This is a genomic window from Nonomuraea sp. JJY05, from assembly GCF_043496855.1.
Classification (GTDB): Bacteria; Actinomycetota; Actinomycetes; order Streptosporangiales; family Streptosporangiaceae; genus Nonomuraea.
Genome location: NZ_JBIEIS010000018.1, coordinates 84,425 through 107,306, shown reverse-complemented (window position 1 = coordinate 107,306; position 22,882 = coordinate 84,425). Strand labels below are relative to the sequence as shown.

Genomic DNA, 22,882 nt, shown 5'->3' with positions numbered 1-22,882 from the left:
TCGGCCCTGCGATACACCCGTTGTCCACCGCGCCCGAGCCCACCGCGCCCGAGCCCACCGCGCCCGAGCCCACCGCGCCCGAGCCCGCCGCGCCCGGGCCCACCGCGTGCCCCACTCGGCCTGGCGGGCGGCGCGGGCGTTGCGGTGGTGAGCAGCGCGTGAGCGTCAGGAGCGCGCCGGGTCCGCGAGGGGGGTGGGTCAGTCCGGGCGGGGGGCCGGGTCGGCGGTGACCGAGCGGAGCAGGGGGCGGCTCAGGGCGCCTGCGGCGACCACGCCGGCGAAGCCGACGGCGACACAGCCCACCAGCGTGACCACGCCCACCACGTTCACCGCCCCGATCATGAACGGCACCGCGCAGAACGCCCCCACCAGGATCGCCCCGCCGCCCATCACCGACAGCGGGATGAGCGTCTCCGCGCGACGTGCCCGGTCGAGGACCTCCAGCGGCGTCCCCGCCAGCCGCATCAGCCCGTACGCCTGCCGCCGGTCCAGCACCGACGACGCGGCCGTGATGCCCGAGCTGGCGATGGCCACCAGGAACGACACCGACAGCACCACGATCGTGCCCACCCGGACGTCGGCCAGGAGCTGCAGGCCGAACCGCCGGTCGTCGTCCCCCGTCGTGGGGGTGCGCCCGGGGACGAGCCCGGCGAGCGCGGTGCGGGCGCGGTCGATCGTGGCCGGGTCGGCGGAGCTGCCCAGGGCGGCGGTCACGACCCGATCGGAGGAGCGCCCCGTGACCTTCACCGTCGCGCTGACCCCGGCCGCCCGCAGCCGGTCGCGAGCCTGGCCGGCGACGGTCGTCGCCTGGGCGGCGGGCGCGGAGACCCGCAGCTGCGGGGGCTCCTGGTCGCCGGCGAACACGCCAGGGCTGAGCAGCCCGAGGAAGCCCGCCACGAAGCCGGTCAGGGCGACGCCGCTCACCGTACGCCAGGCGGAGCGCGGATCGTCGACCAGCCGGCGGCCCGCCAGCAGCCGCGCGGGCGCCCGGGCGCTCCTGGCGGTGACGCGGCCGATGACGCCGACCACCCACGGGCCGGCCAGGTTGATGCACAGGAACGCCAGCCCGAGCGCCACCGCCACGATCGCGATGCTGGTCCCCCTGGTCAGCATCGGGAACGCGGCCAGCACCGCCAGCAGGGCGACGACCCGGACGAACTTCATGCCGGGCGGCGTCTCGCGTTTGGCCACCCCGAGCGGGCTCACCACGACCCGCCGCAGCCCCGCGACCGCGGACAGGCCCACCAGCAGCGGCACCGCGACCAGCATCGCGGCCAGGATCAGCGGGGAGGGGAAGAGGTCGGAGACGAACCACGCGCCGCCCGCGATCGGGATGCGGGCCAGCAGCGGCGCGGCGAGCGCGTAGCCGACGGCGCCGAGCAGCGCGCCCGCCAGCGCGACGATCACCGCCTCGCCCACGGTCATCCGGATCACCTGGCCCGGCGTCGCGCCCACCAGCCTCAGCGCGGCCAGCCGCTGGTCGCGCCGGGCGACCGTGAGCCTGGCCGCCGCGCCGCCGAACACCAGCAGCGGCACCACCATGAGCACGCTCGCGACGAGCGTGAGCGCGCGGTAGGCCTCGGAGTCCTCCGACGGCGTGCCCGCGAGGTCGGCCACCCGGGCCGGGCCCTTGCCGATGACCCAGTCGTCGCTGCGCGCGGCCGTCATCGCGGGCGCATCCGGCTCGTGGCCGATGACCGCGACCAGCTCGCCGGGGTGGACCAGCGCCTCGTCGCCCAGTACGCCCTTGGGGCCGGGATAACGCTTGGCGAGCTGATCGGCCGGAAGCGTCCTGGCCAGCTCGGCCAGCGCCGGCGACAGCCACACCTCGCCCGGGGCGGGGAAGCGCGGCATTCCGGGCGGCGCGGGTGCCCCGGCCTTGAGCGCGGCCAGGTCGATGACGGTGATCGCCTGGTCGCCGACGAAGTCGTAGCGGGCCGCCTCGACGGCGACCGCGTCCCCCTTGGCGGGGACCGGGTTGCGCCAGGCGCCGCGCTCGCCCCTGGCCTCGAAGGCGAAGTTCGCGGCCACGGCGAACAGCAGCAGCGCCGTGGACACGGCGACGGCGCCCAGCGTGAGCCAGGTGCCCAGCATCCCCTTGCGGCCGCCGCCCTTGAGCAGCCGCCAGGTCAGGTCGAGGTTCACGCGCGTGCCCCGCCCATCTGGGGCGAGGCAGCGAGGAGCTGGCCGTCGCGGACCTCGACCGTGCGGTCGCACCAGCCGGCCACGTTCGGGTCGTGGGTGACGACGATCAGCGAGGCGTCGTTGTGCCTGGTCGCCTCGACGAGCAGCCGCATCGTGTCCTGCCCGGTCTGCTGGTCGAGCGCCCCCGTGGGCTCGTCGGCGAACACCACGGCCGGCTTGGTGACCAGCGCCCTGGCGATGGCCACCCGCTGGGCCTGCCCGCCGGACAGCTCACCGGGCCGCCGGGCCTCCATGGAGTGCAGGCCGAGGGGCGCGAACCACTCGCGCGCCTGGCGTACCGCCTGGATCCTCGGCACCCCGCCCAGCATGAGCGGGAGCGCCACGTTCTCCTCGGCGGGCAGCTCCGGCAGGAGCTGGCCGAACTGGAAGACGAAGCCGAAGCGGGTGCGGCGCAGCGCGCTGCGCTCCCGCTCGCCCATCGCGTCGATGCGCTGGCCGAGCAGGTGCACCTCCCCGGCGTCCGGCTTCATGATCCCGGCCAGGCAGTGCAGCAGCGTCGACTTGCCGGAACCGCTCGGCCCCATGATCGCCACGGCTTCGCCCGCCCGTACCGTGATGTCCACGCCGCCCAGGGCGACCGTCTGCCCGAACCTCTTGGTCAGGGTTCGTCCAACAAGCACGTCGTTCATGCCGTAAAGAATCACGGCGGGCGGGGGTGCGGCGGATCGGCCGTGCGACCATTTCCGCCTCGGCCGAACGGCCGATCCTTAGAGTTGAGGCCGTGACTATTCGGGTTCTCATCGCCGACGACCAGCAACTGGTACGAACCGGCTTCCAGATGATTTTGGACGCTCAACCGGACATGGAGGTCGTCGCCGCCGTGGCCGACGGCGCGGAGGCGGTGTCGGAGGCCAGGCGGCTCAGGCCGGACGTGTGCCTGCTCGACATCCGGATGCCGAAGCTCGACGGGATCGAGGTGACCCGGGCGCTGGCCGGGCCGGGGGTGGAGAACCCGCTGCGGGTGGTCATCGTCACGACGTTCGACCTGGACGAGTACGTGTACGGAGCGCTGCGCTCCGGCGCGACCGGCTTCCTGCTCAAGGACAGCGGGCCCACCCTGCTGATCGAGGCGGTCAGGGCGGCCGCGGCGGGCGACGCGCTCGTGTCACCCTCGGTGACCGTACGGCTGCTGCAGCACCTGGCCCAGCCCCGGCGGACCGTGCCCCACATGAACGACCCGCTGACCGATCGCGAGCTGGACGTCGTGCGCCTGATAGCCAGGGGCCGGACCAACCAGGAGGTGGCCGCCGAGCTGTTCGTGTCGCTCTCGACGGTCAAGACGCACCTGGGCAGTATCTTCGCCAAGCTCGGTGTCAGAAATCGAGTCGAAATCGCAGCTTGGGCGTGGGAATCCGGCGTGGTGAGCTGATTAACAGCGGGGCTCCCGGGATACAAGTGAATCAGAACCTCAGCGCATGGCCCGGGGGGAGAACAACGTGCGCTATGACCAGACACCACCGACGAGAGCCGCCTCTGCCGTACATGTGACGCTTGCCGCCCAGGTTCTCTCCCTCGGCGCCCTTGTGATCTTCGAACACTCCCGCGGGCGCCACCTCGCCGCCCAGCTCGCCGCGTTCGGCGGCCGCCCGCAGGGAGCCGACGCCGAGGCCGTGGTGGGCGCGGTGACGGTGTTCGCGGTGCTGATGATGCTGGTGGCGGGCACCTCGATCGCGGCGGCGGCCGCTTACGTGACGTGGTTGGTACGTGCCAGGCAGGCCAACGACCGCTCGGCCGTCTCCGGCCCCGTGGCGGCCGCCTGGCTGATCCCCGGCTACAACCTGGTGGCGCCCGTCGTGCTCGTGGACGAGGTGTGGCGCGGCACCAGGCCGCCCGCGGGCCGCAGAGTGAGGTGGCTGGCGCTGCTGACCGGGTGGTGGCTGAGCTGGCTGGCCATGCTGGCGCTGGTCACGATCCGGCTCCCCCTCGACTCGTCGGCCGGCGACCTGACGGGCGTGGGCGTGCCCGAGCTGCTCTGCTCGGCGCTGGCGGCCCTGCTGTGCGCGGGGACCGTACGCGAGCTGACGCGCCTCCAGCGGGCCGCCCGCGTGCCCCGTGCCGCCGAGCCCGGCACGGTTCACGCGTTCTCGCCCCAGCCGCCCCAACCGGCGCCGGGCTCCACCCCGATCGGCCGTACGGGTTAGCGCGGGGGAGGGGTCAGCCGAGCACCAGGTCGCGGATGAGCTTCAGCGAGGGCTCGTCGCGCGGGCCCATGACCAGCAGGCTCGTGACGGGGCTCTTGTGCCAGAGCTCCAGGCGTTCCTTGATCCGCCCGGGCGGTCCGACGAGCGAGATGCCGTCGGCCAGCTCGTCCGGGATCGCCTGGAACGCCTCGTCCTTGCGGCCTGCCAGGTAGAGCGCCTGGATGCGCTCGGCGGCCTCCGCGAACCCCATGCGGCCGATGATGTCGGCGTGGAAGTTGCGCTGCCGGGCGCCCATGCCGCCGATGTACAGCGTGAGCATCATCTTCACGCCGTCCAGCGCCGCCCGCACGTCGTCCGAGATGACGACCATCACCATCGCGGCCACGTCGAAGCCCGGGGGAGCGCCCGCGAGCGACTCGCCGTACATCTCCTCGATCTTGGAGGGGAACGCGAACAGCGGCAGCCAGCCCTGGGCCACCTCGGCGGCCAGGGCGACGTTCTTGGGGCCCTCCGCACCGAGATAGACGGGGATGTCCGCACGGAGCGGATGCGTGATGAGCTTGAGGGGTTTGCCCAGGCCGTCCGCCAGGGGGAGCGGGTAGTGCGGGCCGTCGCTGGTGACCGGCTCCTCGCGGCGCCACACCTTGCGCATGATCTCGACGTACTCGCGCGTCCTGGCCAGCGGCTTGGCGAACGGCTGGCCGTACCAGCCCTCCACCACCTGCGGGCCCGAGGCGCCCACGCCGAGCAGCAGCCGGCCGCCGGTGAGGTGGTCGAGGGTCATGGCGGTCATCGCCGTCGTGACGGGCGGTCTGGCGGAGATCTGGGCGATCGAGGTGCCCAGCTTGATGCGGCTCGTACGCGCTCCGTACCAGGCCAGCGGCGTGAAGACGTCGCTGCCGTACGCCTCGGCGGTCCACACCGAGTCATAGCCGAGCCGCTCGGCCGCCAGCACGGATTCGGTCGCGTCGTCGGCGTTGCGCTGCCAGTAGCCCAGGTTCAGGCCGAGCTTCATATCCACCTCCGGAATTAAGTTCTATTACGGCTGGGACAGCCGTGAGTGTCAATGGCGGATATTCCGGGGTATTCAGACCCTGTGCTCAACGGTCTGTGTCGACTCGTGTGCTTGCTGCTACTGGTGCTGGCGGCAGGGCCCACGGTGGCCGAGGGTGAGTCCCGGCCGAACATCGTGCTCGTGATGGCCGACGACCTCGAATCCGGGACGTTGCCGCACTTTCCCAATATCACCCGGCAACTCGTGCAGCAGGGCGCCTCGTTCGACCGGTACTTCGTGACGAACTCCTGGTGCTGCCCGTCGAGATCGTCGATCTTGCGCTCCCAGTACGTCCACAGCCATGGTGTGTGGACGAACACGCCGCCGGAGGGAGGATTCGACCGCTTTCATACCGGCGATCTGGAACGTTCCACGATCGGCACCTGGATGAAGCAGGCCGGCTACCGCACGGCGCTGATGGGCAAATATCTCAACCACTACCCGGGCGGGTCGGCCGAGGAGACGTTCGTGCCGCCCGGCTGGGACGAGTGGGACGTGCCCACCCGGCGCCTCTACGAGGAGTACGACTACCGGCTCAACGAGAACGGCTCCCTGTCCGACTACGGCTTCTCCGAGCGCGCCTACCTGTCGGACGTGCTGGCCGGCAAGGCCCGCGAGTTCATCGCCGGCTCGAAGGGCGAGCCGTTCTTCCTGTACCTGGCGCCGATCGGCCCGCACAACCCGGCCAACCCGGCCGTCCGGCACGCGAACGCGTTCGCGGGCGCGACCGCGCCGCGGACTCCGTCGTTCAACCAGGAGGACGTGAGCGCGGAGCCGGAGTGGCTGCGTGAGCGGCCCAGCCTGGACGGGGCGACCATCGACCAGGTCGACGAGCGCTACCGCGCCAGGATGCGGTCCATGCTCGGTGTGGACGACCTCGTCGGCGCCGTGGTGGACGAGCTCCGGCGGACCGGCCAGCTGGACAACACCTACATCTTCTTCACCTCGGACAACGGCTTCCATCTCGGCACGCACCGGCTCAAGCAGGGCAAGACCACCCCGTTCGAGGAGGCCATCAGGGTCCCGCTCATCGTGCGCGGCCCCGGCATCAAGGCGAGCGCCACGGTCAGCCGGCTGAGCTCGTCGGTCGACCTGGCGACGACGTTCGCCGAGCTGGGCGGGGCCACGCCGCCGCCGTTCGCGGAGGGGCGGTCGCTGGTGCCCCTGCTGAAGGGCAAGCCGCCGGCGGTGTGGCGGCGCAACGTGCTGGTCGAGTTCGCCAGGCCGTTGGACCAGTCGTCGGCCGCGCAGACGCCGGTGCCGCCCTATCGCGCCTTGCGTACGGATCAGTACAAGTACGTCCGGTACGCGACGGGGGAGACCCAGCTCTACGACCTGCGCGCGGACCCGTACGAGCTGCGCAACCTGGCCGCGACGGCCGATCCCGCGCTGCTCGACGGGTTGCGGCAGCGGCTGGACGCGATGGTGGCCTGCTCGGGCGCCACGTGCCGGCAGGCCGATCTCCGTCAGTGATCGAACAGCGAGGGGTAGGCGTGCGCCAGGTGGTCGGAGACGGCCCGGGTGGCCTCGTCCGCATCGCCCCGGTCGATGGCGTCGAGAATGCGTACGTGGTCGGCGCGCAGGGTCGACGTGTCGCCCAGGCGCTGCACCGCTTCGACCGAGTATCTCCGCATCGAGTCGCGTAGCGACCGCATGATGGCGGCGATGAGCCGGTTGCCCGACGCGTCCGCGATCGCGCAGTGGAAGGCGGTGTCGTGCTCCACGAACTCCTCGGCGCTCTTCGCCTGGTCCATCCCGGAAAGGGCGGCGGCGAGCGCGGAGGTGTCGGCCCGCGCGGCGGCGGCGTGGGCGGCGGCCCACTGCTCGATCATGTGCCGGGTGTCGATGACCTCGCGCATCTCCAGGCTGGCCAGGCCGAGGTGCAGCCTGAGCAGGTCGGTCAGCGCCGTGTCGGGGCGCGAGGTGAGTACGGCCCCCGCGTCCGGCCCTCGGCCCACCTGCGAGGACACCACGCCGAGGGTCTCCAGCACGCGCATGGCCTCGCGTACCGACGAGCGGCTGACGCCGAGCTGCTCGGCCAGTTGGCGCTCGGCGGGCAGCCGGTCGCCCACGGTGAGGCCGTCCTCGGCGATGCGCCGCTCGATCTGTGCGAGAACGTCCTCGAACGTCCGCGTTCGCTTGACGGGACGCCAGCCGCTGCCGTCCAACGGACCCCCTCATAGTGGCCGGAAAGGATGTGGTTCGATATGGTCTGACCATACTGTGGTCGGACCATATCGTGGAAGGAGAGCCGTGCGAGTCGCCCTGTTCATCACGTGCGTGAACGACACGCTCTTCCCCGGCACCGGCAAGGCCGTCGTGTCGCTCCTGCGCAGGCTCGGCTGCGACGTGGACTTCCCCGCCGCGCAGACGTGCTGCGGCCAGATGCACGTCAACACCGGCTACCGCGAGGAGGGCGTGCGGCTGGCCCGCCACTTCACCGAGGTGTTCGCCGGGTACGACGCCGTCGTGGCGCCATCGGGGTCGTGCGCGGCCATGGTGCGCGAGCAGTACCCGAAGCTGGCCAGGCCGGGCAGCAAGGGGGCGGCGGCCATCGCGGAGGTGGCGCCGAAGGTGTACGAGCTGTCCGAGTTCCTGCTGGACGTCCTGAAGGTAGAAGACGTAGGCGCATATTTCCCGCACCGGGTGACATATCACCCGACGTGCCACTCGCTGCGCGGCCTCCACCTGGGCGACCGGCCCACCAGGCTGCTGCGGAACGTCCGCGGCCTGGAGTTGGTCCCCCTGCCGGGAGCCGAGGAGTGCTGCGGCTTCGGCGGCACGTTCGCGGTCAAGAACGCGGCCGTCTCCGCGGCCATGGGCGCCGACAAGACCCGCAACATCCTGGACACCGGGGCGGAAGTGCTCTGCGCGGCGGACAACTCGTGCCTGATGCACATCGGCGGAACGCTGAGCCGCCAGAAGACCGGCGTCAGGACGATGCACCTGGCCGAGATCCTCGCATCGACGGAGGAGAACCAGTGAGCGCGACTTTCCTCGGCATGCCCGGCAATTTCCCGAAAAATGCTGCAAAAGCCGTACAGGACTCGCAGCTTCGCTACAACCTGCGCAAAGCCACGCACACGATCCGCGGCAAGCGCGCGAACGTCGTCGGCGAGCTCCCCGACTGGCAGGAGCTCCGCGCGGCCGGCAAGGCGATCAAGGACCACACCCTCCGCAACCTCGACCGCTACCTGGTCCAGCTCGAAGCGGCCGTGACCCGGGCGGGCGGCACCGTCCACTGGGCCAGGGACGCCGCCGAGGCCAACGCCATCGTCGCGGGCCTGGTCAAGGCCACCGGCGAGACCGAGGTGGTCAAGGTCAAGTCGATGGCCACCCAGGAGATCGAGCTCAACCAGGCGCTGGCCGCGCAGGGCATCACCGCGTACGAGACGGACCTCGCCGAGCTGATCGTCCAGCTCGGCGACGACTTCCCCAGCCACATCCTGGTCCCGGCCATCCACCGCAACCGGTCGGAGATCCGCGAGATCTTCCTGGAGAAGATGCCCAAGGTCCCGCCGAACCTGACCGACGACCCGCCCGCCCTGGCCGAGGCGGCCCGGCTCCACCTGCGCGAACGCTTCCTCAAGAGCAAGGTCGCGATCTCCGGCGCCAACTTCATGATCGCCGAGACCGGCACGCTCGTGGTGCTGGAGTCGGAGGGCAACGGCCGCATGTGCCTGACGCTCCCGGAGACGCTCATCAGCGTCGTCGGGATCGAGAAGCTCCTGCCCTCCTGGCGGGATCTGGAGGTGTTCCTCCAGTTGCTGCCGAGAAGCTCCACGGGTGAGCGGATGAATCCCTACACGAGCATGTGGACGGGCGCCGTCGAGGGCCAGGACTTCCACCTGGTGCTGCTGGACAACGGCCGCACGGACGTGCTCGCCGACGAGGTGGGCCGCCAGGCGCTGCGCTGCATCCGCTGCTCGGCCTGCCTGAACGTGTGCCCGGTGTACGAGCGCGCGGGCGGCCACGCGTACGGCTCGGTCTACCCGGGCCCGATCGGCGCGATCCTTACCCCGCAACTGCGGGGCATGTCGTCGGACCTGGACGCCTCGCTGCCGTACGCCTCCAGCCTGTGCGGCGCCTGCTACGAGGCCTGCCCGGTCGCCATCGACATCCCCGAGGTCCTGGTCGACCTGCGCGCCAAGGCCCCGCACGCGGCGGCCGAGCGGGCCGGGATGAAGGTCGCGGGCTGGATCCTCAACGACCACGAACGCCTGGCCAAGGCCCAGCGGGCGGCGACCCGCCTGCGCGGGCTCCTACCGAAGCGCCTGCCGGGGCCGATGTCGGCCTGGACGGACACCAGGGACATACCCGATATTCCGGAAGAATCCTTCAGAGACTGGTGGGAGCGGAATGAGCGCGCGTGAGGAGATCCTCGCCAGGATCGGCAAGGCCGTAGCGGGGGCGGAGGACGTCGAGATCCCCCGCCACTACCGGACGGCTCCGCAGGTCGAGGACATCGTGGGGCTGTTCGCCGAGCGGGTGGACGACTACCGGGCCATCGTGCACGTGCTCGCGGCGGCCGAGGTGCCCGCCGAGATCGACGAGATCGTCGCGGGGCGCCGCATGATCGTCCCGGACGGCTTCGACCGGGAAGGCGGCTGGGGCGACCTCGACACGGCCGACGGCGTGATCACGTCCTGCGCGGTGGCCATCGCGGAGACCGGCACGATCGTGCTCGACCACGGCCCCGGCCAGGGCACACGCGCCCAGACGCTGGTCCCCGACTACCACCTGTGCGTGGTGCGGGCCGACCAGATCGTGGCCGGAGTCCCCGAGGCGATCGCCAGGCTCGACCCCGCGCGCCCGCTCACCTGGATCAGCGGCCCCTCGGCCACCAGCGACATCGAGCTGAACCGGGTCGAGGGCGTGCACGGCCCCAGGACCCTCGAGGTGATCATCAGTACCTGAGCACGGCCGCCACGTCGGAGACGCCGTCGCAGAACCACAGCTCCGCGTCCGTCATCGCGGCGGCCCTGGTCAGGGCGGAGTCCGCGCGCTCCTTGACGGGCTCGTCGACGCCCCAGCGCCGCAGCTCCTGCGGGTCGGTGGCCAGCTGGGTGCCGCCCTGGCCGATCCAGATCTCCCGCGGCAGCTCGCCGGGCACGAGGATCGCCTGTGCGCGGCCCTCACGCAGCGCGTGCGCCACGCGGGCCACCCCTGTGGGCCCGGACCTCTCCTGGTGCCGTTCCATCAGCTCCGCGCGCTTGCGGTCGAGCCACTGGTCGAGCGCCCGCTCCACGTCCTCCTCGAACTGCCCGTGGTCGGCGCGGCTGCCATGCTCGACCATCATCACCCGGTCCGCGGACTTGGTGTTGAGGTGGTGCAGCAGGTACGAGCGCGACTTCGGCTCGCCGGCGACCAGGATGAGCTCCGGGCTGATGCGGCGTACCTGCTCGTCGATCTCGTGCGCGACGGCGACGGCGTTCTTCTCCCAGGTCTCGTCCACCGCCCGCTCGTACCGCTTCTGCGACCAGCCGCCCTGCGCGGTCTTCTGCAGCGGCCAGTCCTCCGCCTGCACGACGGCCCTGCGCGGCGACCCGCCGCCGAACACCGTCAGCTCCGCCCCCGCGTGATCCACGATGACCCGGATGTGCGGGATGTTCTCACCGCGGTACATGAGCATGGGCGTGACGTGCGGCAGCGGCGACCACCTGCCCAGTTCCCCCGGCGGCCTCGGGAGCGAGCCGGCCAGCACCACGTCGCCGTGGGCGGCGAACATCGCCCGCCCGGCCACCGGCAGCTGGGCCTCCTCGTCGAGGGCCTCCAGGGTGGCCTTGTCGGCCCCGTCCTTCTCGAGCGGGTCCCGTACGCCGCGCCAGTGGGCCTCACGTTCCTGCCCGGTGTAGGCGCCCAGGTAGACGGACGCGTACGGGCCGTGCCGCTCGTACAGCGGGCGGATGAAGTCGAGCCGCACCGTTCACCACCTCCGCTTCTCCACTCCGAGACCGAGCGCCTTGGCCACGTCGGCCACGTTCCGGTACTGGCGGTCCGGGAGGGATCGCACCATGTCCACCACCCGGTCCGGCGCGCCCGCGCTGTCGGCGTGCCGCACCAGATCGTCGTGGCCTGCGGGCCAATGTGCGTCGCTCAACCATTTCGCGAGGTCGCTGCGGATATCGACGCCCTGCGGCGTGATGCCGGACGGAGTGCCGGGCTCGTGTCCCGGGGGGTACGACTTCGACGACTCCTCGCCGGGCGCCGGCATGGCCTCGGGCTCCTTCCACTCCTCGGCGTGCGTCGTTCCGCCGCCGCGTACCATGCCCTCGGTCTCGTGCTTCTGCTGGTCGTCCAGCCGAGGACCGTGCTTGTCGCTCCCACGTTGCTCCATAGTCACCTCACTCCTCCCAATTGCGCCCCTACCCCCGCTTTCGTGGGCAAACATCGCGAGTGTGTACCCTGCCGACGTGTTCGACGCTGACGTGAGCATCGCCACGGAACGGCTGACACTGCGGCCGTTCAGCCTCAAGGACTCCGCCAGGATCCGCACGATCGTGCGGTCCGGCGTGCGATTCCTCCCGCCCGGTGCCCCCGAGAAGACCTCCGGCATCCCCCGGTGGCTGTCGATCGGGGTGCACGAGCTGCGCCGCTCGGGGCAGGGCCTGCACCTGGCCATGGTCGACGCCGAGGGCGTCATCGTGGGCGCGATCAGCCTGTTCAAGACCTCGTGGACCGCGGGGACGACCGAGGTCGGATACGGCGTCCACCCCCTCTACCGGGGCCGCGGCTTCGCCACCGAGGCCGTGCGCGGGCTGGTGAGCTGGGCGTTCGAGACCGTCGGGCTGCGCCGGGTCGACCTGACCGCCAAGCTGGGCAACCTCGCCTCGCTCCGCGTGGCGCTGAAAGCCGGCTTCACCTGGGAGGGCCTGCTGCGCGACGCGGTGCTGGACGAGGACGGGCCCCACGACCTGGTCATCTTCGGCCTGCTGTCCTACGACCGCCGCCGGCCGGCCGACGCCTTGCCCAGGACGGAGCTGCGTACCCAGCGGCTGCTGCTGCGCCAGCCCTCCGCCGAGGACGCGCCCGACCTGGCCGCCACCGTCGCCGACCCGGTCACCCAGGCCATGACGGGCTATCCGCGCGACTACTCGCAGGAGCACGCGCGGGCGTCCGTCGGCACGGCCGAACGGATCCGGATGAGAGGCGGGGGCATCACCTGGACGGTCGTGGAGCGGGACACCGGGCGGTTCGCCGTGAACGTGGACCTGCGGGACGTCGACTGGGCTCACAGGTCGGCCGAGATCGGCTACATGACCGCGCCGTGGGCCCGCGGCAACGGGTACGCGGGTGAGGCCGTGGTGGCGATCGCGCGCTGGCTGTTCGAGCGGCAGGGCTTCAGAAGGCTGCAATTGCGGGCTCTTGCGACGAACACGGCCTCCCAGCGGGTGGCGGAGAAGGCGGGCTTCGTCCGCGAGGGCGTCGCCAGGTCCTCGCTGGGCGGCCAGGACGTGATCGTTTACAGCCTCATCCCGTCCGACCTGGCCTGAGGGCACACCGGACTGACCTTCGTACCCTTTGTGAAACCGGAGCGCAGCCGTCACCCTTGAGGTGAGGACGGTGAGGCGTGATGATCACGGTGGTCGGGTGGGACGGGCACGAGTTCTCGGCCAAGGCGGTGAACAAGCTCCGCGAGGCGAGGCTCGTCGTGGGCCCCGACGCCGTTCTCGGGCAGCTCAGGCTCTCCGCGCCGACCGCGGCCGACGGCGCGCTGCTCGAGGTTCTGGACGATCACCTCGAACACGGAGAAGGCCCCGCGGTCGTGATCGCCGAGGGCGATCCCGGATTCTTCGGCGTTGTCCGCACGTTGCGGGCCCATGGCCTCAAACCGGAGGTGGTGCCGGCGATCTCGCTGATCACCCGCGCCTTCGCCTGTGCCGGGCTCAACTGGGAGGACGCGCTGGTCGTGGCCCCGTCCGGCCCGAGCCAGATCGACCGGGTCGTGAACGCCTGCCGCGCCCATCCCAAGGTGGCGCTGCTGGTCGCGCCGGGCGTCGGCCCGGGGGAGATCGCCAGGGAGCTGGCGCCGACCACGCCCCGCGCGCTGATCGTCTGCGAGGACCTCGGCGGGCCGGACGAGCGGGTCACGCACAGCCGCATGGGCGAGGCCACGACGAGGCCGTGGAAGGACCCCGACGTGGTCCTCGTCGTCGACCCATTGCACCAGCCCAAGGAGCCGGGCTGGGTGGCTGGCGCGCAGCCGGGCCCGGCAGAGTGGGCGCTGCCGTTCGAGAGGGCGCTGCCGCCGGAGGTGCGGGCGTTCATCCTGGCCAAGCTGGGCCCGCGGCTCGGCGACCTGGTCTGGGACGTGGGCGCGGGCGAGGGCGAGATCGCCGTCGAGTGCGCGCGGATGGGCGCCGCCGTCGTGGCCGTGGAGCGCGAGGAGGAGTCCTGCGCCCGGCTGCGCGCCAACGTGCTCAAGCACGGCGTCAAAGTGGCTCTGACCAGGGGGCAGGCGCCGCCCGCGCTGGAGCCGCTGCCCGACCCCGACGCCGTCTACGTGGGCGGCGGCGGCCCTGACGTGGTGGTGGCCTGCGCCGCCCGCGGCCCGCGGACGCTGGTGTGCTCGCTCAGGAAGGTCGAGCAGGTCACGGCCGTGCTCGAACGGCTGCGCGAGCACGGCTACCGCGGCGAGGGCGCCCAGATCCTGGCCTCCAGACTGACCCTCGAGCCCGACGGCTCACACCGTCTGACCGCCTCCGACCCCGTGTTCGTCGTGCATGCGACACCCGCGCACACAGCGTGACCTGTTCCCTACCGGGGCGCATCGGTTATCCTCGCGTGTCTTTGTCTAACGCACCGGAGATTCCCTCACAATGAAGCCGCCGCTCCTGCTGATCGGGCAGGGCTCACAGGATGACGCCTACGCCGCGGAGTTCGGCAGGTTCGTACATCGGCTGCGTTGCCGCCTGGACCAGACGGGCGCCGACGTGTCCGGCGGCTACCTGGAACGTGCCTCGCCGCGGCTGAGCGACTCCGTCGCCTCCCTGGTCGCCAAGGGGCACCACCGGCTCGTGGCGCTGCCGATGAGCCTCAGCAGGATGAGCGAGGAGTTCCCGGCCGCGATGGAGCTGGAGCAGAAGCGGCATCCGACGCTCATGTACGACTACGGCCGTCCCCTCGGCCCCGACCCGCGCGTGCTGGGGCTGCTGGCCGAGCGGCTGAACGAGGCCGCCACCGAGATCTCCAAGCCGCGCGCCCTGGAGCTGGTGGGCGCCAGGCCCCGGCTCCGCGCGGTCGACTCCCTGCCCGTCGAGGACCATCCCGTGCACGTCGAGCCGGGCGAGACGGCGGTCGTGCTGGTCGGCGAGGGCTCGACGGACGCGACCGCCAACGCCGAGATCCACCGGGTCTCCCGGCTGTTCTGGGAGACGCACGCCTACGACTTCATGACCGTCGAGACCGCGTTCGTGTCGGTCACCCCGCCAGGGGTGCCCGGCGGGCTCGAGCGCTGCCGCCGGCTCGGGGCCAAGCGCGTGATCGTGGTGCCGTACCTGCTGTTCGCGGGCGGCCTGCTGGAGCGCGTGTGGGCCCAGGCGCTGGCGTACGGCGCGGGACACCCCGATCTCGACATCCGATGCGCCGAGGTGATCGGCGACTGTGAGACCCTGGCCGACGTCGTGATCGACCGATATGAGGAAGCGCTCCAACTCGTCCCGTAAGTGGAGGTTTGCCGTGCTCGCTGAGACGCTCGCCGCGATCCGTCCCGCGGATCCTCGAGCCATCGCCGAGGCCCGCGCGTACCAGGACCGCCTCACCAAGCCCCGGGGCTCGCTCGGCGCGCTCGAGGAGATCGCGGTACGCCTGGCGGGCGCCGCCGGCGTCACCCCGCCGCCCATGCCCGAGCCCGCGGCGCTGGCCATCTTCGCCGCCGACCACGGCGTGCACGCGCGCGGCGTCACCCCGTGGCCGCAGGAGGTCACGGTGCAGATGGTGGCCAACTTCCTGTCCGGCGGCGCGGTCGCCAACGCCTTCGCCGCCCAGGCCGGCGTGTCCGTGACGGTCGTGGACGTGGGCGTCGCCGCCGACCTGCCCGACGCGCCCAACCTGGTCGACCGCAAGATCGGGTACGGCACCGCCGACCTGTCCGAAGGCCCCGCGATGAGCGTCGACCAGGCGGTCAGGGCGCTGGAGGCGGGCATCGGCGTGGCGCGTGACCTGGTGGCGTCGGGGGCCCGGTGCCTGATCACCGGCGACATGGGCATCGCGAACACCACCGCCTCCGCCGCCCTGATCGCCGTCTTCGCCGGCTGCGACCCGGCCGAGGTGACCGGCAGGGGCACCGGGATCGACGACGAGACGTTCGACCGCAAGGTGGGCATCGTCCGCGAGGCCCTGCGCACGAACGGCCTGTCGGGCGCCCTGACCACGCCCAGCGACGCGCTGCGCGCCCTGGCCGCGGTCGGCGGGTTCGAGCACGCGGCCATCGCGGGCTTCATCCTGGGCGGCGCCGCGGCCCGCGTGCCGGTGATCCTCGACGGTGTGATCGCCGGCGCCGCCGCCCTCGTGGCCGCCGCGCTGGACCCGGCCGCGATCGACCACTGCGTCGCCGGCCACCGCTCGGCCGAGCCCGGCCACACCGCCGCGCTCACCCACCTCGGGCTGCGCCCGCTGGTGGACCTGGAGCTGCGGCTGGGGGAGGGCACGGGCGGGCTGCTGGCGCACCCGGTGGTCTGCGCGGCCGTACGGGTGATGCACGACGTCGCGACGTTCGATTCGGCGGGAGTGACCGAAAAGACCGTGTGATGATGGAGGACACTGGAGGTGAGCGGTGTCCCGTTACGGCCCCATGTTCGGTCCTGACATCACGTTCCTGGGCGTAGACCGTTGCGATGTCAACGATCCGGCTTCCTACGAGGATGCCGACGTGGTGATCGTCGGCGCCCCCTTCGACGGAGGCACCAGCAACCGCCCCGGCGCCAGGTTCGGGCCGATGGCGCTGCGCCAGGCCTGCTACCTGCCGCACGACGGCTCCAGGCCCAGCCTGGCGCTGCGCGTGGACGCACTGCGCGACCTGCGGGTGCTGGACGCCGGTGACGTCGAGTGCTACTCGGGCGACGTCGAGGGCTCGCTGGCCGCGATCGAGGAGGCGGTGCACCGCGTGGCCGCCTCCGGGGCGATCCCGCTGGTGCTCGGGGGCGATCACACGGTGGCGCTGCCCGACGCCCGCGGCACCGCGAGGGCGTACGCGCCCGGCCGTACGTCGATGATCCACTTCGACGCGCACGCCGACACCGGGAACATCGCGTTCGGCCACCTCTACGGGCACGGCCAGCCGATGCGGCGGCTCATCGAGTCGGGGGCCATCCGGGGCGACAGGTTCCTGCAGATCGGGCTGCGCGGCTACTGGCCCGAGCCGGAGACGCTGGGCTGGATGGCCGCCCAGAACATGCGTTCCTATGAAATGACGGAGATCGTGGCCCGTGGGCTGGAAGAGTGCCTGACGGAGTCGTTCGCGATCGCGCTCGACGAGTGCGACCAGATCTTCCTGTCCGTCGACATCGACGTCTGCGACCCCGGCCACGCTCCCGGCACCGGCACGCCCGAACCTGGGGGACTGACCGCCAGGCAGCTGCTCGATGCGGTTCGCCGCATCTGTTATGAACTGCCCGTGGCCGGAATGGAGGTGGTCGAGGTGGCGCCGCCGTACGATCACGCGGACATCACCGCCTACCTGGGAAACCGGGTTATCCTTGAAGCGCTTTCAGCGATGGCCAGACGCCGGAAGGATGCTCAGGGCGGGCCTCGCTGGGACCCGCGGCAGCCCCTTCTCGACGGTCGTTGACCCGGCCGCAGCAAATGACGCTTCCGGAGCCGGTAGGTTTACGTCCTAACACAGAACCTTCGCGAACGGGAGATTCCCCCCATGGGCCCCTACCTCCTCGGCCTGCGGCTTTCCGGCCGCCGGGTCCTCGTCGTGGGCGGCGGGCGCGTCGCGCAGCGACGGGTTCCCGCGCTGCTAGAGGCCGGTGCGGAGGTCACGGTCGTGTCGCCGAGTGTGACGCCGGCGCTCGACGACCTGATCGCCGCCGGCAGGGTCACCTGGCACGAACGGCCCTACGAGGTCGGCGACTGCGACGGCGCCTGGCTCGTCCAGGCCTGCACCGACGACAGGTCCGTCAACACGGCGATCGCCGCCGAGGCGGAGGCCAAACGCGTGTGGTGCGTGCGGGCCGACGACAAGGAGGCCTCGGCCGCCTGGACGCCCGCCACCGGGCGCGTCGACGAGATCAACGTGGCCGTCACCGCGGGCGGTGACCCGCGCAGGGCCGCCGGCATCAGAGACGCGGTCGTGGAGGCGCTGCGCGACGGCACGGTCGATGCCCGGCGCAACCGCACCAAACCGGTCGGCGTGGCGCTCGTCGGCGGCGGCCCCGGCGATCCCGGCCTCATCACCGTGCGGGGGCGGCAGCTCCTCGCGCAGGCCGACGTGGTGGTCGCCGACCGGCTCGCGCCCCGGGCCCTGCTCGACGAGCTGGCCCCCGACGTCGAGCTGATCGACGCCGCCAAGGTCCCCTACGGCCGCTCGCTCTCCCAGGAGACCATCAACGAGCTGCTCGTGGACCGAGCCAGACAGGGCAAGTTCGTGGTCCGGCTCAAGGGCGGCGACCCGTTCGTGTTCGGGCGCGGCGGCGAGGAGATGATCGCCTGTGCCCGCTCCGGCATTCCCGTGCTGGTGGTCCCCGGCATCACCAGCGCCGTGGCGGTGCCCGCCGCGGCCGGGGTGCCGGTGACGCATCGGGGTGTCAGCCAGGAGTTCCACGTGATCTCCGTGCACGTCGCGCCCGACGACCCCAAGTCCACCGTCGACTGGCCCGCCCTGGCCCGTTCCCAGGGCACGCTGGTGCTGCTGATGGCCGTCGAGCGGCTCGCGAAGGTCGCAGAAGCGCTCATCCGAGACGGACGTCCCCCGGAGACTCCCGCAATGGTGGTACAGGACGGTACCCTTCCGACCCAGCGGGCGGTCACCGCTTCGCTTTCCACCGTGGCCGACCGCGTGTCCGCGGCTGGGATCCGGCCGCCGGCGATCGTCATCGTCGGCGACGTCGTGAGGGTCGGCCAGGAGGTCGAGATGGTTCGAGCGGAGCGCTTGCCGTGAACACGGCCATGGATGACGGGCGGCAGGAGTCACCGGGAGAGCAGACGTTGAGCTTTCTCCCGGTGCGTGACGAGGACCTGGCAGAGGTCCAGGGCGACGACGGCTTCGACGCCTTCGGCACGAAGAAGGCGCGGAAGAAGCCCGCGCCTCCCCCCGAGCCACCGGCTCCGGGGGAGCGGGAGGCTGCCGCGGAGCCACCGGCGCCTGTTTCGGAGGAGCCCGCCGAGGCGGGGCCGGATGATGATGAGGTGCCTGAGGAGGCCGGCGATCCCGTGGAGGCTGAGCGGCCCTCCCTCTTCGTGAAGCCCGCCTCGCTGGGCGGTCCAGGGGGCGGCAAGGCGCGGCCCGTCCGTCCGTCCGGGTCCTTCCTGACGGAGGACTCGTTCGACGAGGAGCCTGAGCTTGAGCCGGAGCCCGGGCCTGAGTCGCGCGCCGAGGAGCCGTCGTCGCTGGACGGGCCGCCGTCACTCGACGAGCAGCCTCAGGACGACGTGGCGACCCAGGACGAGGAGCCTCAGGACGCGGAGCCGGCCGACGGGCAGCCTCAGGACGCCGAGCCTGGCGACGGGCAGCCTCAGGAGGGCGAGCCGGAGCGACCCCGGGACGCCGAGCCTGGCGAGGAGCGGCCTCGGGACCCGGAGTCGGCCGACGAGCAGTCGCAGGCCGAGCCGACGATTGACGAGCCTTCTCGGGCCGACGAGGCGGATGACGACGAGCGACCGCAGCCCGAGCCGGCGGATGGAGACGAGCCGGAAGCCGAGCCACAGCCCCGCGACGGCAATGACTCGCGTGATCGCGAAGAGTCGCAGGACGGCACGGAACCGCAGGACGGGCCGGAACCGCAGGACGGCGCGGAGCCCCGTGATGGCGCGGAGCCGCAGGGGAGCCAGGAGCCGACGAAGGGTGAGGAATCCGGAATCGGCGTGGCAACCGGCGCGAAGCCGGGCCACGGAGAGAAGCCAGGCCACGGAGAGAAGCCGGGGCGCGGGGAGAAGCCGGGGCGCGGGGAGGAACTGCCCGCCGAAGCCGCCGAGGCGCTCATGGCGGCGCTCGGCACGCTCCGGGAGAGCGTCGCGGACCTGCGCTTCGGCCTGGACCTGCCCGGCGCGGACGAGGCCAGGCAGGCACAGGCCGAGCTGCTGGCCCAGCTGGAGGGCTACGTGCTCCCCCGGGTCAAGACCAGCACCGCCCCAGCCCTGATCGTGGTCGCCGGTTCCACCGGCGCGGGCAAGTCCACCCTGGTCAACACGCTGGCCGAGAAGAATGTCTCGCGCACCGGCGTACGCCGCCCGACCACCGGCACTCCCGTGCTGGTCTGCCACCCGGACGACCGCAAGTGGTTCGCGGAGGGAGACCTGCTCGCCAGCCTCCAGCGGCTCGACAGGCCCTCCCCGGAAGCCGGGGTGCGGAGCATGGTCGTCGTGGCGACGGAGAAGCTCCCGCAGGGCGTCGCGCTGCTCGACACCCCGGACATCGACTCGGTCGTCGAGGAGCACCACGAGGTCGCCCACCGCATGCTCGACGCCGCCGACCTGTGGATCTTCGTGACCACGGCGGCCCGCTACGCCGACGCCCCCGCCTGGAACCTGCTGAAGCTGGCCAAGGAACGCGGCGCCCGGCTCGCGATCGTGCTGTCGCGGGTGCAGCCCAGGTCGGCTGAGGTGGTTTTGAAGCATTTCGTACGGATGCTCACCGAATACGGTCTGGGCGAGATCGACAGGTTCGTCATCAACGAGGCGAAGGTCACCGACGGCAGGCTGCCCGACAGCGAGGTCACCGACCTGCGGCTCTGGCTGGCCGAGCTGTCGGTCGACGAGGAGCGCAGGGCCCAGGCCGTGCGCGAGACGCTCAACGGCGTGCTCAACAGCTTCCGTACCCGCGTACCGGCGCTGGCCAGGCACCTGGAGGGGCAGGTCGCGTTCAGGACGGAGCTGCGCAGCGACGTGGAGGCGGCCTTCCGCGGCGCGCTCGGCGAGATCGACAAGGCGTCGAAGAACGGCTCGCTGCTGCACGGCGAGGTGCTGGCCCGCTGGCAGGACTTCGCCGGCTCCGGCGACCTCATGCGCTCGCTCCAGGTGCGCAAACGCGGCCGGTCGGCCAAGCACGCGCCGGAGCGGGTGCTGGCGTTCAAGGCGGCGATCCGGGCCGGGCTCGAGTCGGTGATCGTCGCCGCCGCCAACCGCGCCACCGAGGAGGTGGTCGCGCGCTGGCGGCACCGTTCCGAGCTGGGCGCCAGGCTCGGTGAGGGCCTCGACAGGCCCTCCGACAATCTCGTACGTCACGCCGGTCGCGCCATCGCGTCGTGGCAGGAGCACCTGGGCGAGCTCGTACGCACCGACGGCGTGGCCAAGCGCTCGGTGTCGAAGCTCGTGTCGTTCGATCCCGACGCGCTCTCGTTGATCTTCACGGTCGCGATGTTCAGCGGGACCAACGGCGAAGGGGTGCCGCACCGGCTGGTCAACGCCCTGCTAGGCGCGGAGTCGCTGCGCGGCATCGGGGCCAAGGCGCTCAGCGATTTGCGGGCCAGGATCGGCATGCTGTTCGACGAGGAATCCATGCGTTACGTGCAAGCCCTCGACACCGCGGGCATACCGGACGAGTCCGTGGCGACCCGTCTCTACCAGGCGACGTACAACCTCGAGGTCGCCCGATGACCACCATGACGACCAGGCCCGGGCTGGCCCCGCGGTTGTCCGCGCTCACCAAGGTGGTGGAGCACGGTCCCGGGCGGCTGGACAAGAAGCTGCTCAACGAGGCCAACACGCTGCTGACGCAGGCCGGGGACCGGCTCAAGCTGTCCTCCGAGCACACCGTCGTCGCCCTGGCCGGCGGCACGGGCAGCGGCAAGTCGTCGCTGTTCAACGCCATCTCGGGGCTGGAGCTGTCGCCCACCGGCGTTCGACGGCCGACCACCGCCCGTACGCACGCCTGCGTGTGGGGGCTGGAGGGCGCGGGCCCGCTGCTCGACTGGCTGCAGATCCAGTGGCGGCACCGCTTCTCCCGGGCCAGCGCGCTCGACAAGGGCGACAGCCAGCTCCACGGGCTGATCCTGCTCGACCTGCCCGACCACGACTCGATCAGGGCCCTCACCGACACCGAGGCCGACCGGCTCATCGGCCTGGCCGACCTGGTGGTGTGGGTGCTCGACCCGCAGAAGTACGCCGACGCGTCCACGCACCGCCGCTACGTGACGGAGCTGGCGGGGCATGAGGCGGTGACCGTGTTCGCGCTCAACCAGGCCGACAGACTCACCAAGGAAGAGCTGGCCGAGCTGGTCATCGACCTCAACGACCTGCTGCGCCGCGAGGGCGTCGAACATCCCAGCGTCGTACCCACCTCCGCGGTCACGGGCCGCGGCATCGAGAGCCTCAGGAGCGTCATCGCGACCGCGGTGGCCCGCAGGCGCGCCGCCATCCAGAAGCTGGAAGCCGACCTGCACCGGCTGGAGCAGCGCCTCAGCAAGGCCATGCCGCTGGGCGAGGCCCTGTCGGCGCCGTCCTCGGTCGACGAGGCCCGCCGGATGGGGCTCACGGACGCGCTGTGCGACGCGGTGGGCGTACCGGCCGTGGGCGAGGCCATGGAGAACGTCTACGCCGAGCGGTCGAGCCACTGGGTGGGCTGGCCGTACCCGCGGTGGTTCTCGAAGTTCCGCTCGGACCCGCTCAAGAGCCTGCGCCTTCAGGACCTGGGGGAGGAGATCCGCGGCATCACGACCGGCTCGGTGAGCGCGCAGTCGGCCGAGGTCGCCAACGCCGTACAGGCACTCGCCGACGGGCTGTCGGGGCGGATGCACCCGGTGTGGCGCACCGCGGTCCACCAGGCGGCCCGCTCCCGCTCCAGCCAGCTCCCGCAGGCCCTCACCGAGGACCTCACGGAGGTCGCGCCGCAGCTCGATCGCGTACCCGGTTGGTGGCGCGCGCTCAAGATATGGCAGTACGTCCTGGTGGTGGCCTTCGTCGCCGGCCTGGCCTGGCTGGCCGCGGGCCTGCTGATGCCGGGACAGCTTCCGCCGGCCTTGGAACTGCTCGGCGACAGCGCGACGCTGCCGTGGGTGGGGCTGATGATGGCGTCCGTGCTGGGCTTGGGAGCGTTGTCAGGCATCGCCTCCCGCAACTTCGTCGAACTGGGGGCTTCGCGGGAGCGCGAGCGCCTGGAGCGCGAAATGCGCCGCCGCGTGGCCGCCGTCTCGACCACGATGGTCGTGGAGCCGGTCGAACGCGAGCTGACTCGCCACCACGCCTTCTACACTGCCCTACGCGACCTGTCCCCCTGACACTCCCACCGGCCCACCCGGCCCCTTCCCCACCCCTACCAGAACAAGCTCCGCGCGCCCACCACATGCTGTGACTGGATTCCGGAGAGCCACGGCCCTGCCCTCGG

At 71.8% G+C, this 22,882-nt stretch carries 20 protein-coding genes; 14 read left to right on the top strand and 6 right to left on the bottom strand.

Translation table 11 applies throughout. The annotated features are described in order from the left end of the window. Positions 1–198: 198 nt before the first annotated feature. Together ACFKCF_RS28175 and ACFKCF_RS28170 are read right to left on the bottom strand one after the other, a co-directional pair. Positions 199–2,145 carry an FtsX-like permease family protein gene (locus tag ACFKCF_RS28175; RefSeq protein WP_394498146.1) on the bottom strand — a complete coding sequence of 649 codons (1,947 nt, stop codon included), beginning with the start codon at positions 2,143–2,145 and terminating at the stop codon, positions 199–201. Then, on the bottom strand, positions 2,142–2,834 hold the full coding sequence (locus tag ACFKCF_RS28170; protein ID WP_394498144.1) for an ABC transporter ATP-binding protein: 693 nt from the start codon (positions 2,832–2,834) through the stop codon (positions 2,142–2,144). The genes ACFKCF_RS28175 and ACFKCF_RS28170 overlap by 4 nt, the downstream gene beginning before the upstream one ends. Positions 2,835–2,926: 92 nt before the next feature. Between ACFKCF_RS28170 and ACFKCF_RS28165 the strand changes: the two genes are divergently transcribed. Further along, on the top strand, positions 2,927–3,574 hold the full coding sequence (locus tag ACFKCF_RS28165; RefSeq protein WP_364839169.1) for a response regulator transcription factor: 648 nt from the start codon (positions 2,927–2,929) through the stop codon (positions 3,572–3,574). 46 nt (positions 3,575–3,620) lie between these two features. Continuing rightward, positions 3,621–4,346, top strand: a complete 726-nt coding sequence (locus ACFKCF_RS28160; RefSeq protein WP_394498143.1) for a DUF4328 domain-containing protein — start codon at positions 3,621–3,623, stop codon at positions 4,344–4,346. 13 nt (positions 4,347–4,359) lie between these two features. Here ACFKCF_RS28160 and ACFKCF_RS28155 read toward each other — a convergent pair whose 3' ends face one another. Beyond that, positions 4,360–5,361, bottom strand: coding sequence for an LLM class F420-dependent oxidoreductase (locus ACFKCF_RS28155; RefSeq protein ID WP_394498142.1), 1,002 nt, complete (start codon positions 5,359–5,361; stop codon positions 4,360–4,362). A 105-nt stretch (positions 5,362–5,466) separates the two neighbouring features. On the opposite strand from ACFKCF_RS28155, the gene ACFKCF_RS28150 reads away from it, so the two are divergent. Further along, positions 5,467–6,873: a sulfatase gene (locus tag ACFKCF_RS28150; protein WP_394498140.1), complete on the top strand. Its 1,407-nt coding sequence runs from the start codon at positions 5,467–5,469 to the stop codon at positions 6,871–6,873. On the opposite strand, the gene ACFKCF_RS28145 is transcribed toward ACFKCF_RS28150, so the two are convergent. Continuing rightward, positions 6,867–7,568 (bottom strand): FadR/GntR family transcriptional regulator, encoded by a 702-nt coding sequence (locus ACFKCF_RS28145; protein ID WP_394498138.1) that lies wholly within the window; start codon positions 7,566–7,568, stop codon positions 6,867–6,869. The two genes, ACFKCF_RS28150 and ACFKCF_RS28145, sit on opposite strands and share 7 nt — an antisense overlap. An 85-nt stretch (positions 7,569–7,653) precedes the next feature. Here ACFKCF_RS28145 and ACFKCF_RS28140 point away from each other — a divergent pair, with 85 nt between their 5' ends. From ACFKCF_RS28140 to ACFKCF_RS28130, 3 genes are read left to right on the top strand one after another with little or no spacing between them, the layout of a single operon-like run. Next, positions 7,654–8,385, top strand: coding sequence for a (Fe-S)-binding protein (locus tag ACFKCF_RS28140; protein WP_394498136.1), 732 nt, complete (start codon positions 7,654–7,656; stop codon positions 8,383–8,385). After that, the gene (locus ACFKCF_RS28135; RefSeq protein ID WP_394498135.1) at positions 8,382–9,773 is read left to right on the top strand and encodes a lactate utilization protein B; all 1,392 of its coding nucleotides are present in this window, start codon (positions 8,382–8,384) and stop codon (positions 9,771–9,773) included. Before ACFKCF_RS28140 ends, ACFKCF_RS28135 begins: the two co-directional genes overlap by 4 nt. Further along, positions 9,760–10,317 (top strand): lactate utilization protein C, encoded by a 558-nt coding sequence (locus ACFKCF_RS28130; protein WP_394498133.1) that lies wholly within the window; start codon positions 9,760–9,762, stop codon positions 10,315–10,317. Before ACFKCF_RS28135 ends, ACFKCF_RS28130 begins: the two co-directional genes overlap by 14 nt. On the opposite strand, the gene ACFKCF_RS28125 is transcribed toward ACFKCF_RS28130, so the two are convergent. Both ACFKCF_RS28125 and ACFKCF_RS28120 read right to left on the bottom strand, forming a co-directional pair. Next, positions 10,307–11,323 (bottom strand): Vms1/Ankzf1 family peptidyl-tRNA hydrolase, encoded by a 1,017-nt coding sequence (locus ACFKCF_RS28125; RefSeq protein ID WP_394498132.1) that lies wholly within the window; start codon positions 11,321–11,323, stop codon positions 10,307–10,309. The genes ACFKCF_RS28130 and ACFKCF_RS28125 overlap by 11 nt on opposite strands. Before the next feature lie 3 nt (positions 11,324–11,326). Further along, entirely contained in the window at positions 11,327–11,737 is a 411-nt protein-coding gene (locus ACFKCF_RS28120) for a DUF2795 domain-containing protein (protein ID WP_394498130.1), read from the bottom strand. 76 nt (positions 11,738–11,813) lie between these two features. Here ACFKCF_RS28120 and ACFKCF_RS28115 point away from each other — a divergent pair, with 76 nt between their 5' ends. The 8 genes from ACFKCF_RS28115 (at position 11,814) to ACFKCF_RS28080 (ending at position 22,775) form a co-directional block, all read left to right on the top strand. Next, positions 11,814–12,893, top strand: coding sequence for a GNAT family N-acetyltransferase (locus tag ACFKCF_RS28115; protein ID WP_394498129.1), 1,080 nt, complete (start codon positions 11,814–11,816; stop codon positions 12,891–12,893). 80 nt (positions 12,894–12,973) lie between these two features. After that, a complete protein-coding gene (locus ACFKCF_RS28110; protein ID WP_394498128.1) occupies positions 12,974–14,149 on the top strand; it encodes a precorrin-6Y C5,15-methyltransferase (decarboxylating) subunit CbiT in 1,176 nt (391 codons plus the stop codon). 70 nt (positions 14,150–14,219) lie between these two features. Further along, a complete protein-coding gene (locus tag ACFKCF_RS28105; protein ID WP_394498126.1) occupies positions 14,220–15,065 on the top strand; it encodes a sirohydrochlorin chelatase in 846 nt (281 codons plus the stop codon). 13 nt (positions 15,066–15,078) lie between these two features. Continuing rightward, positions 15,079–16,149 carry a nicotinate-nucleotide--dimethylbenzimidazole phosphoribosyltransferase gene (gene cobT, locus ACFKCF_RS28100; RefSeq protein ID WP_394498125.1) on the top strand — a complete coding sequence of 357 codons (1,071 nt, stop codon included), beginning with the start codon at positions 15,079–15,081 and terminating at the stop codon, positions 16,147–16,149. Between the two features lie 25 nt (positions 16,150–16,174). Continuing rightward, the gene (gene speB, locus ACFKCF_RS28095; protein WP_394498123.1) at positions 16,175–17,188 is read left to right on the top strand and encodes an agmatinase; all 1,014 of its coding nucleotides are present in this window, start codon (positions 16,175–16,177) and stop codon (positions 17,186–17,188) included. Positions 17,189–17,269: 81 nt separating this feature from the next. Then, positions 17,270–18,502 (top strand): uroporphyrinogen-III C-methyltransferase, encoded by a 1,233-nt coding sequence (cobA, locus tag ACFKCF_RS28090; RefSeq protein ID WP_394498121.1) that lies wholly within the window; start codon positions 17,270–17,272, stop codon positions 18,500–18,502. Beyond that, positions 18,499–21,156 (top strand): dynamin family protein, encoded by a 2,658-nt coding sequence (locus ACFKCF_RS28085; RefSeq protein WP_394498120.1) that lies wholly within the window; start codon positions 18,499–18,501, stop codon positions 21,154–21,156. The genes cobA and ACFKCF_RS28085 overlap by 4 nt, the downstream gene beginning before the upstream one ends. Next, positions 21,153–22,775 carry a GTP-binding protein gene (locus ACFKCF_RS28080; protein WP_394498119.1) on the top strand — a complete coding sequence of 541 codons (1,623 nt, stop codon included), beginning with the start codon at positions 21,153–21,155 and terminating at the stop codon, positions 22,773–22,775. The genes ACFKCF_RS28085 and ACFKCF_RS28080 overlap by 4 nt, the downstream gene beginning before the upstream one ends. The last annotated feature ends 107 nt before the right edge of the window (positions 22,776–22,882 follow it).

Bases quoted from the DNA above. Each gene is read 5' to 3' on its own strand.
- ACFKCF_RS28170 (WP_394498144.1), bottom strand. From the start codon at position 2,834: ATGAACGACGTGCTTGTTGGACGAACCCTGACCAAGAGGTTCGGGCAG.
- ACFKCF_RS28160 (WP_394498143.1), top strand. From the start codon at position 3,621: ATGGCCCGGGGGGAGAACAACGTGCGCTATGACCAGACACCACCGACG.
- ACFKCF_RS28155 (WP_394498142.1), bottom strand. From the start codon at position 5,361: ATGAAGCTCGGCCTGAACCTGGGCTACTGGCAGCGCAACGCCGACGAC.
- ACFKCF_RS28130 (WP_394498133.1), top strand. From the start codon at position 9,760: ATGAGCGCGCGTGAGGAGATCCTCGCCAGGATCGGCAAGGCCGTAGCG.
- ACFKCF_RS28120 (WP_394498130.1), bottom strand. From the start codon at position 11,737: ATGGAGCAACGTGGGAGCGACAAGCACGGTCCTCGGCTGGACGACCAG.
- ACFKCF_RS28110 (WP_394498128.1), top strand. From the start codon at position 12,974: ATGATCACGGTGGTCGGGTGGGACGGGCACGAGTTCTCGGCCAAGGCG.
- ACFKCF_RS28105 (WP_394498126.1), top strand. From the start codon at position 14,220: ATGAAGCCGCCGCTCCTGCTGATCGGGCAGGGCTCACAGGATGACGCC.
- cobA (WP_394498121.1), top strand. From the start codon at position 17,270: ATGGGCCCCTACCTCCTCGGCCTGCGGCTTTCCGGCCGCCGGGTCCTC.
- ACFKCF_RS28080 (WP_394498119.1), top strand. From the start codon at position 21,153: ATGACCACCATGACGACCAGGCCCGGGCTGGCCCCGCGGTTGTCCGCG.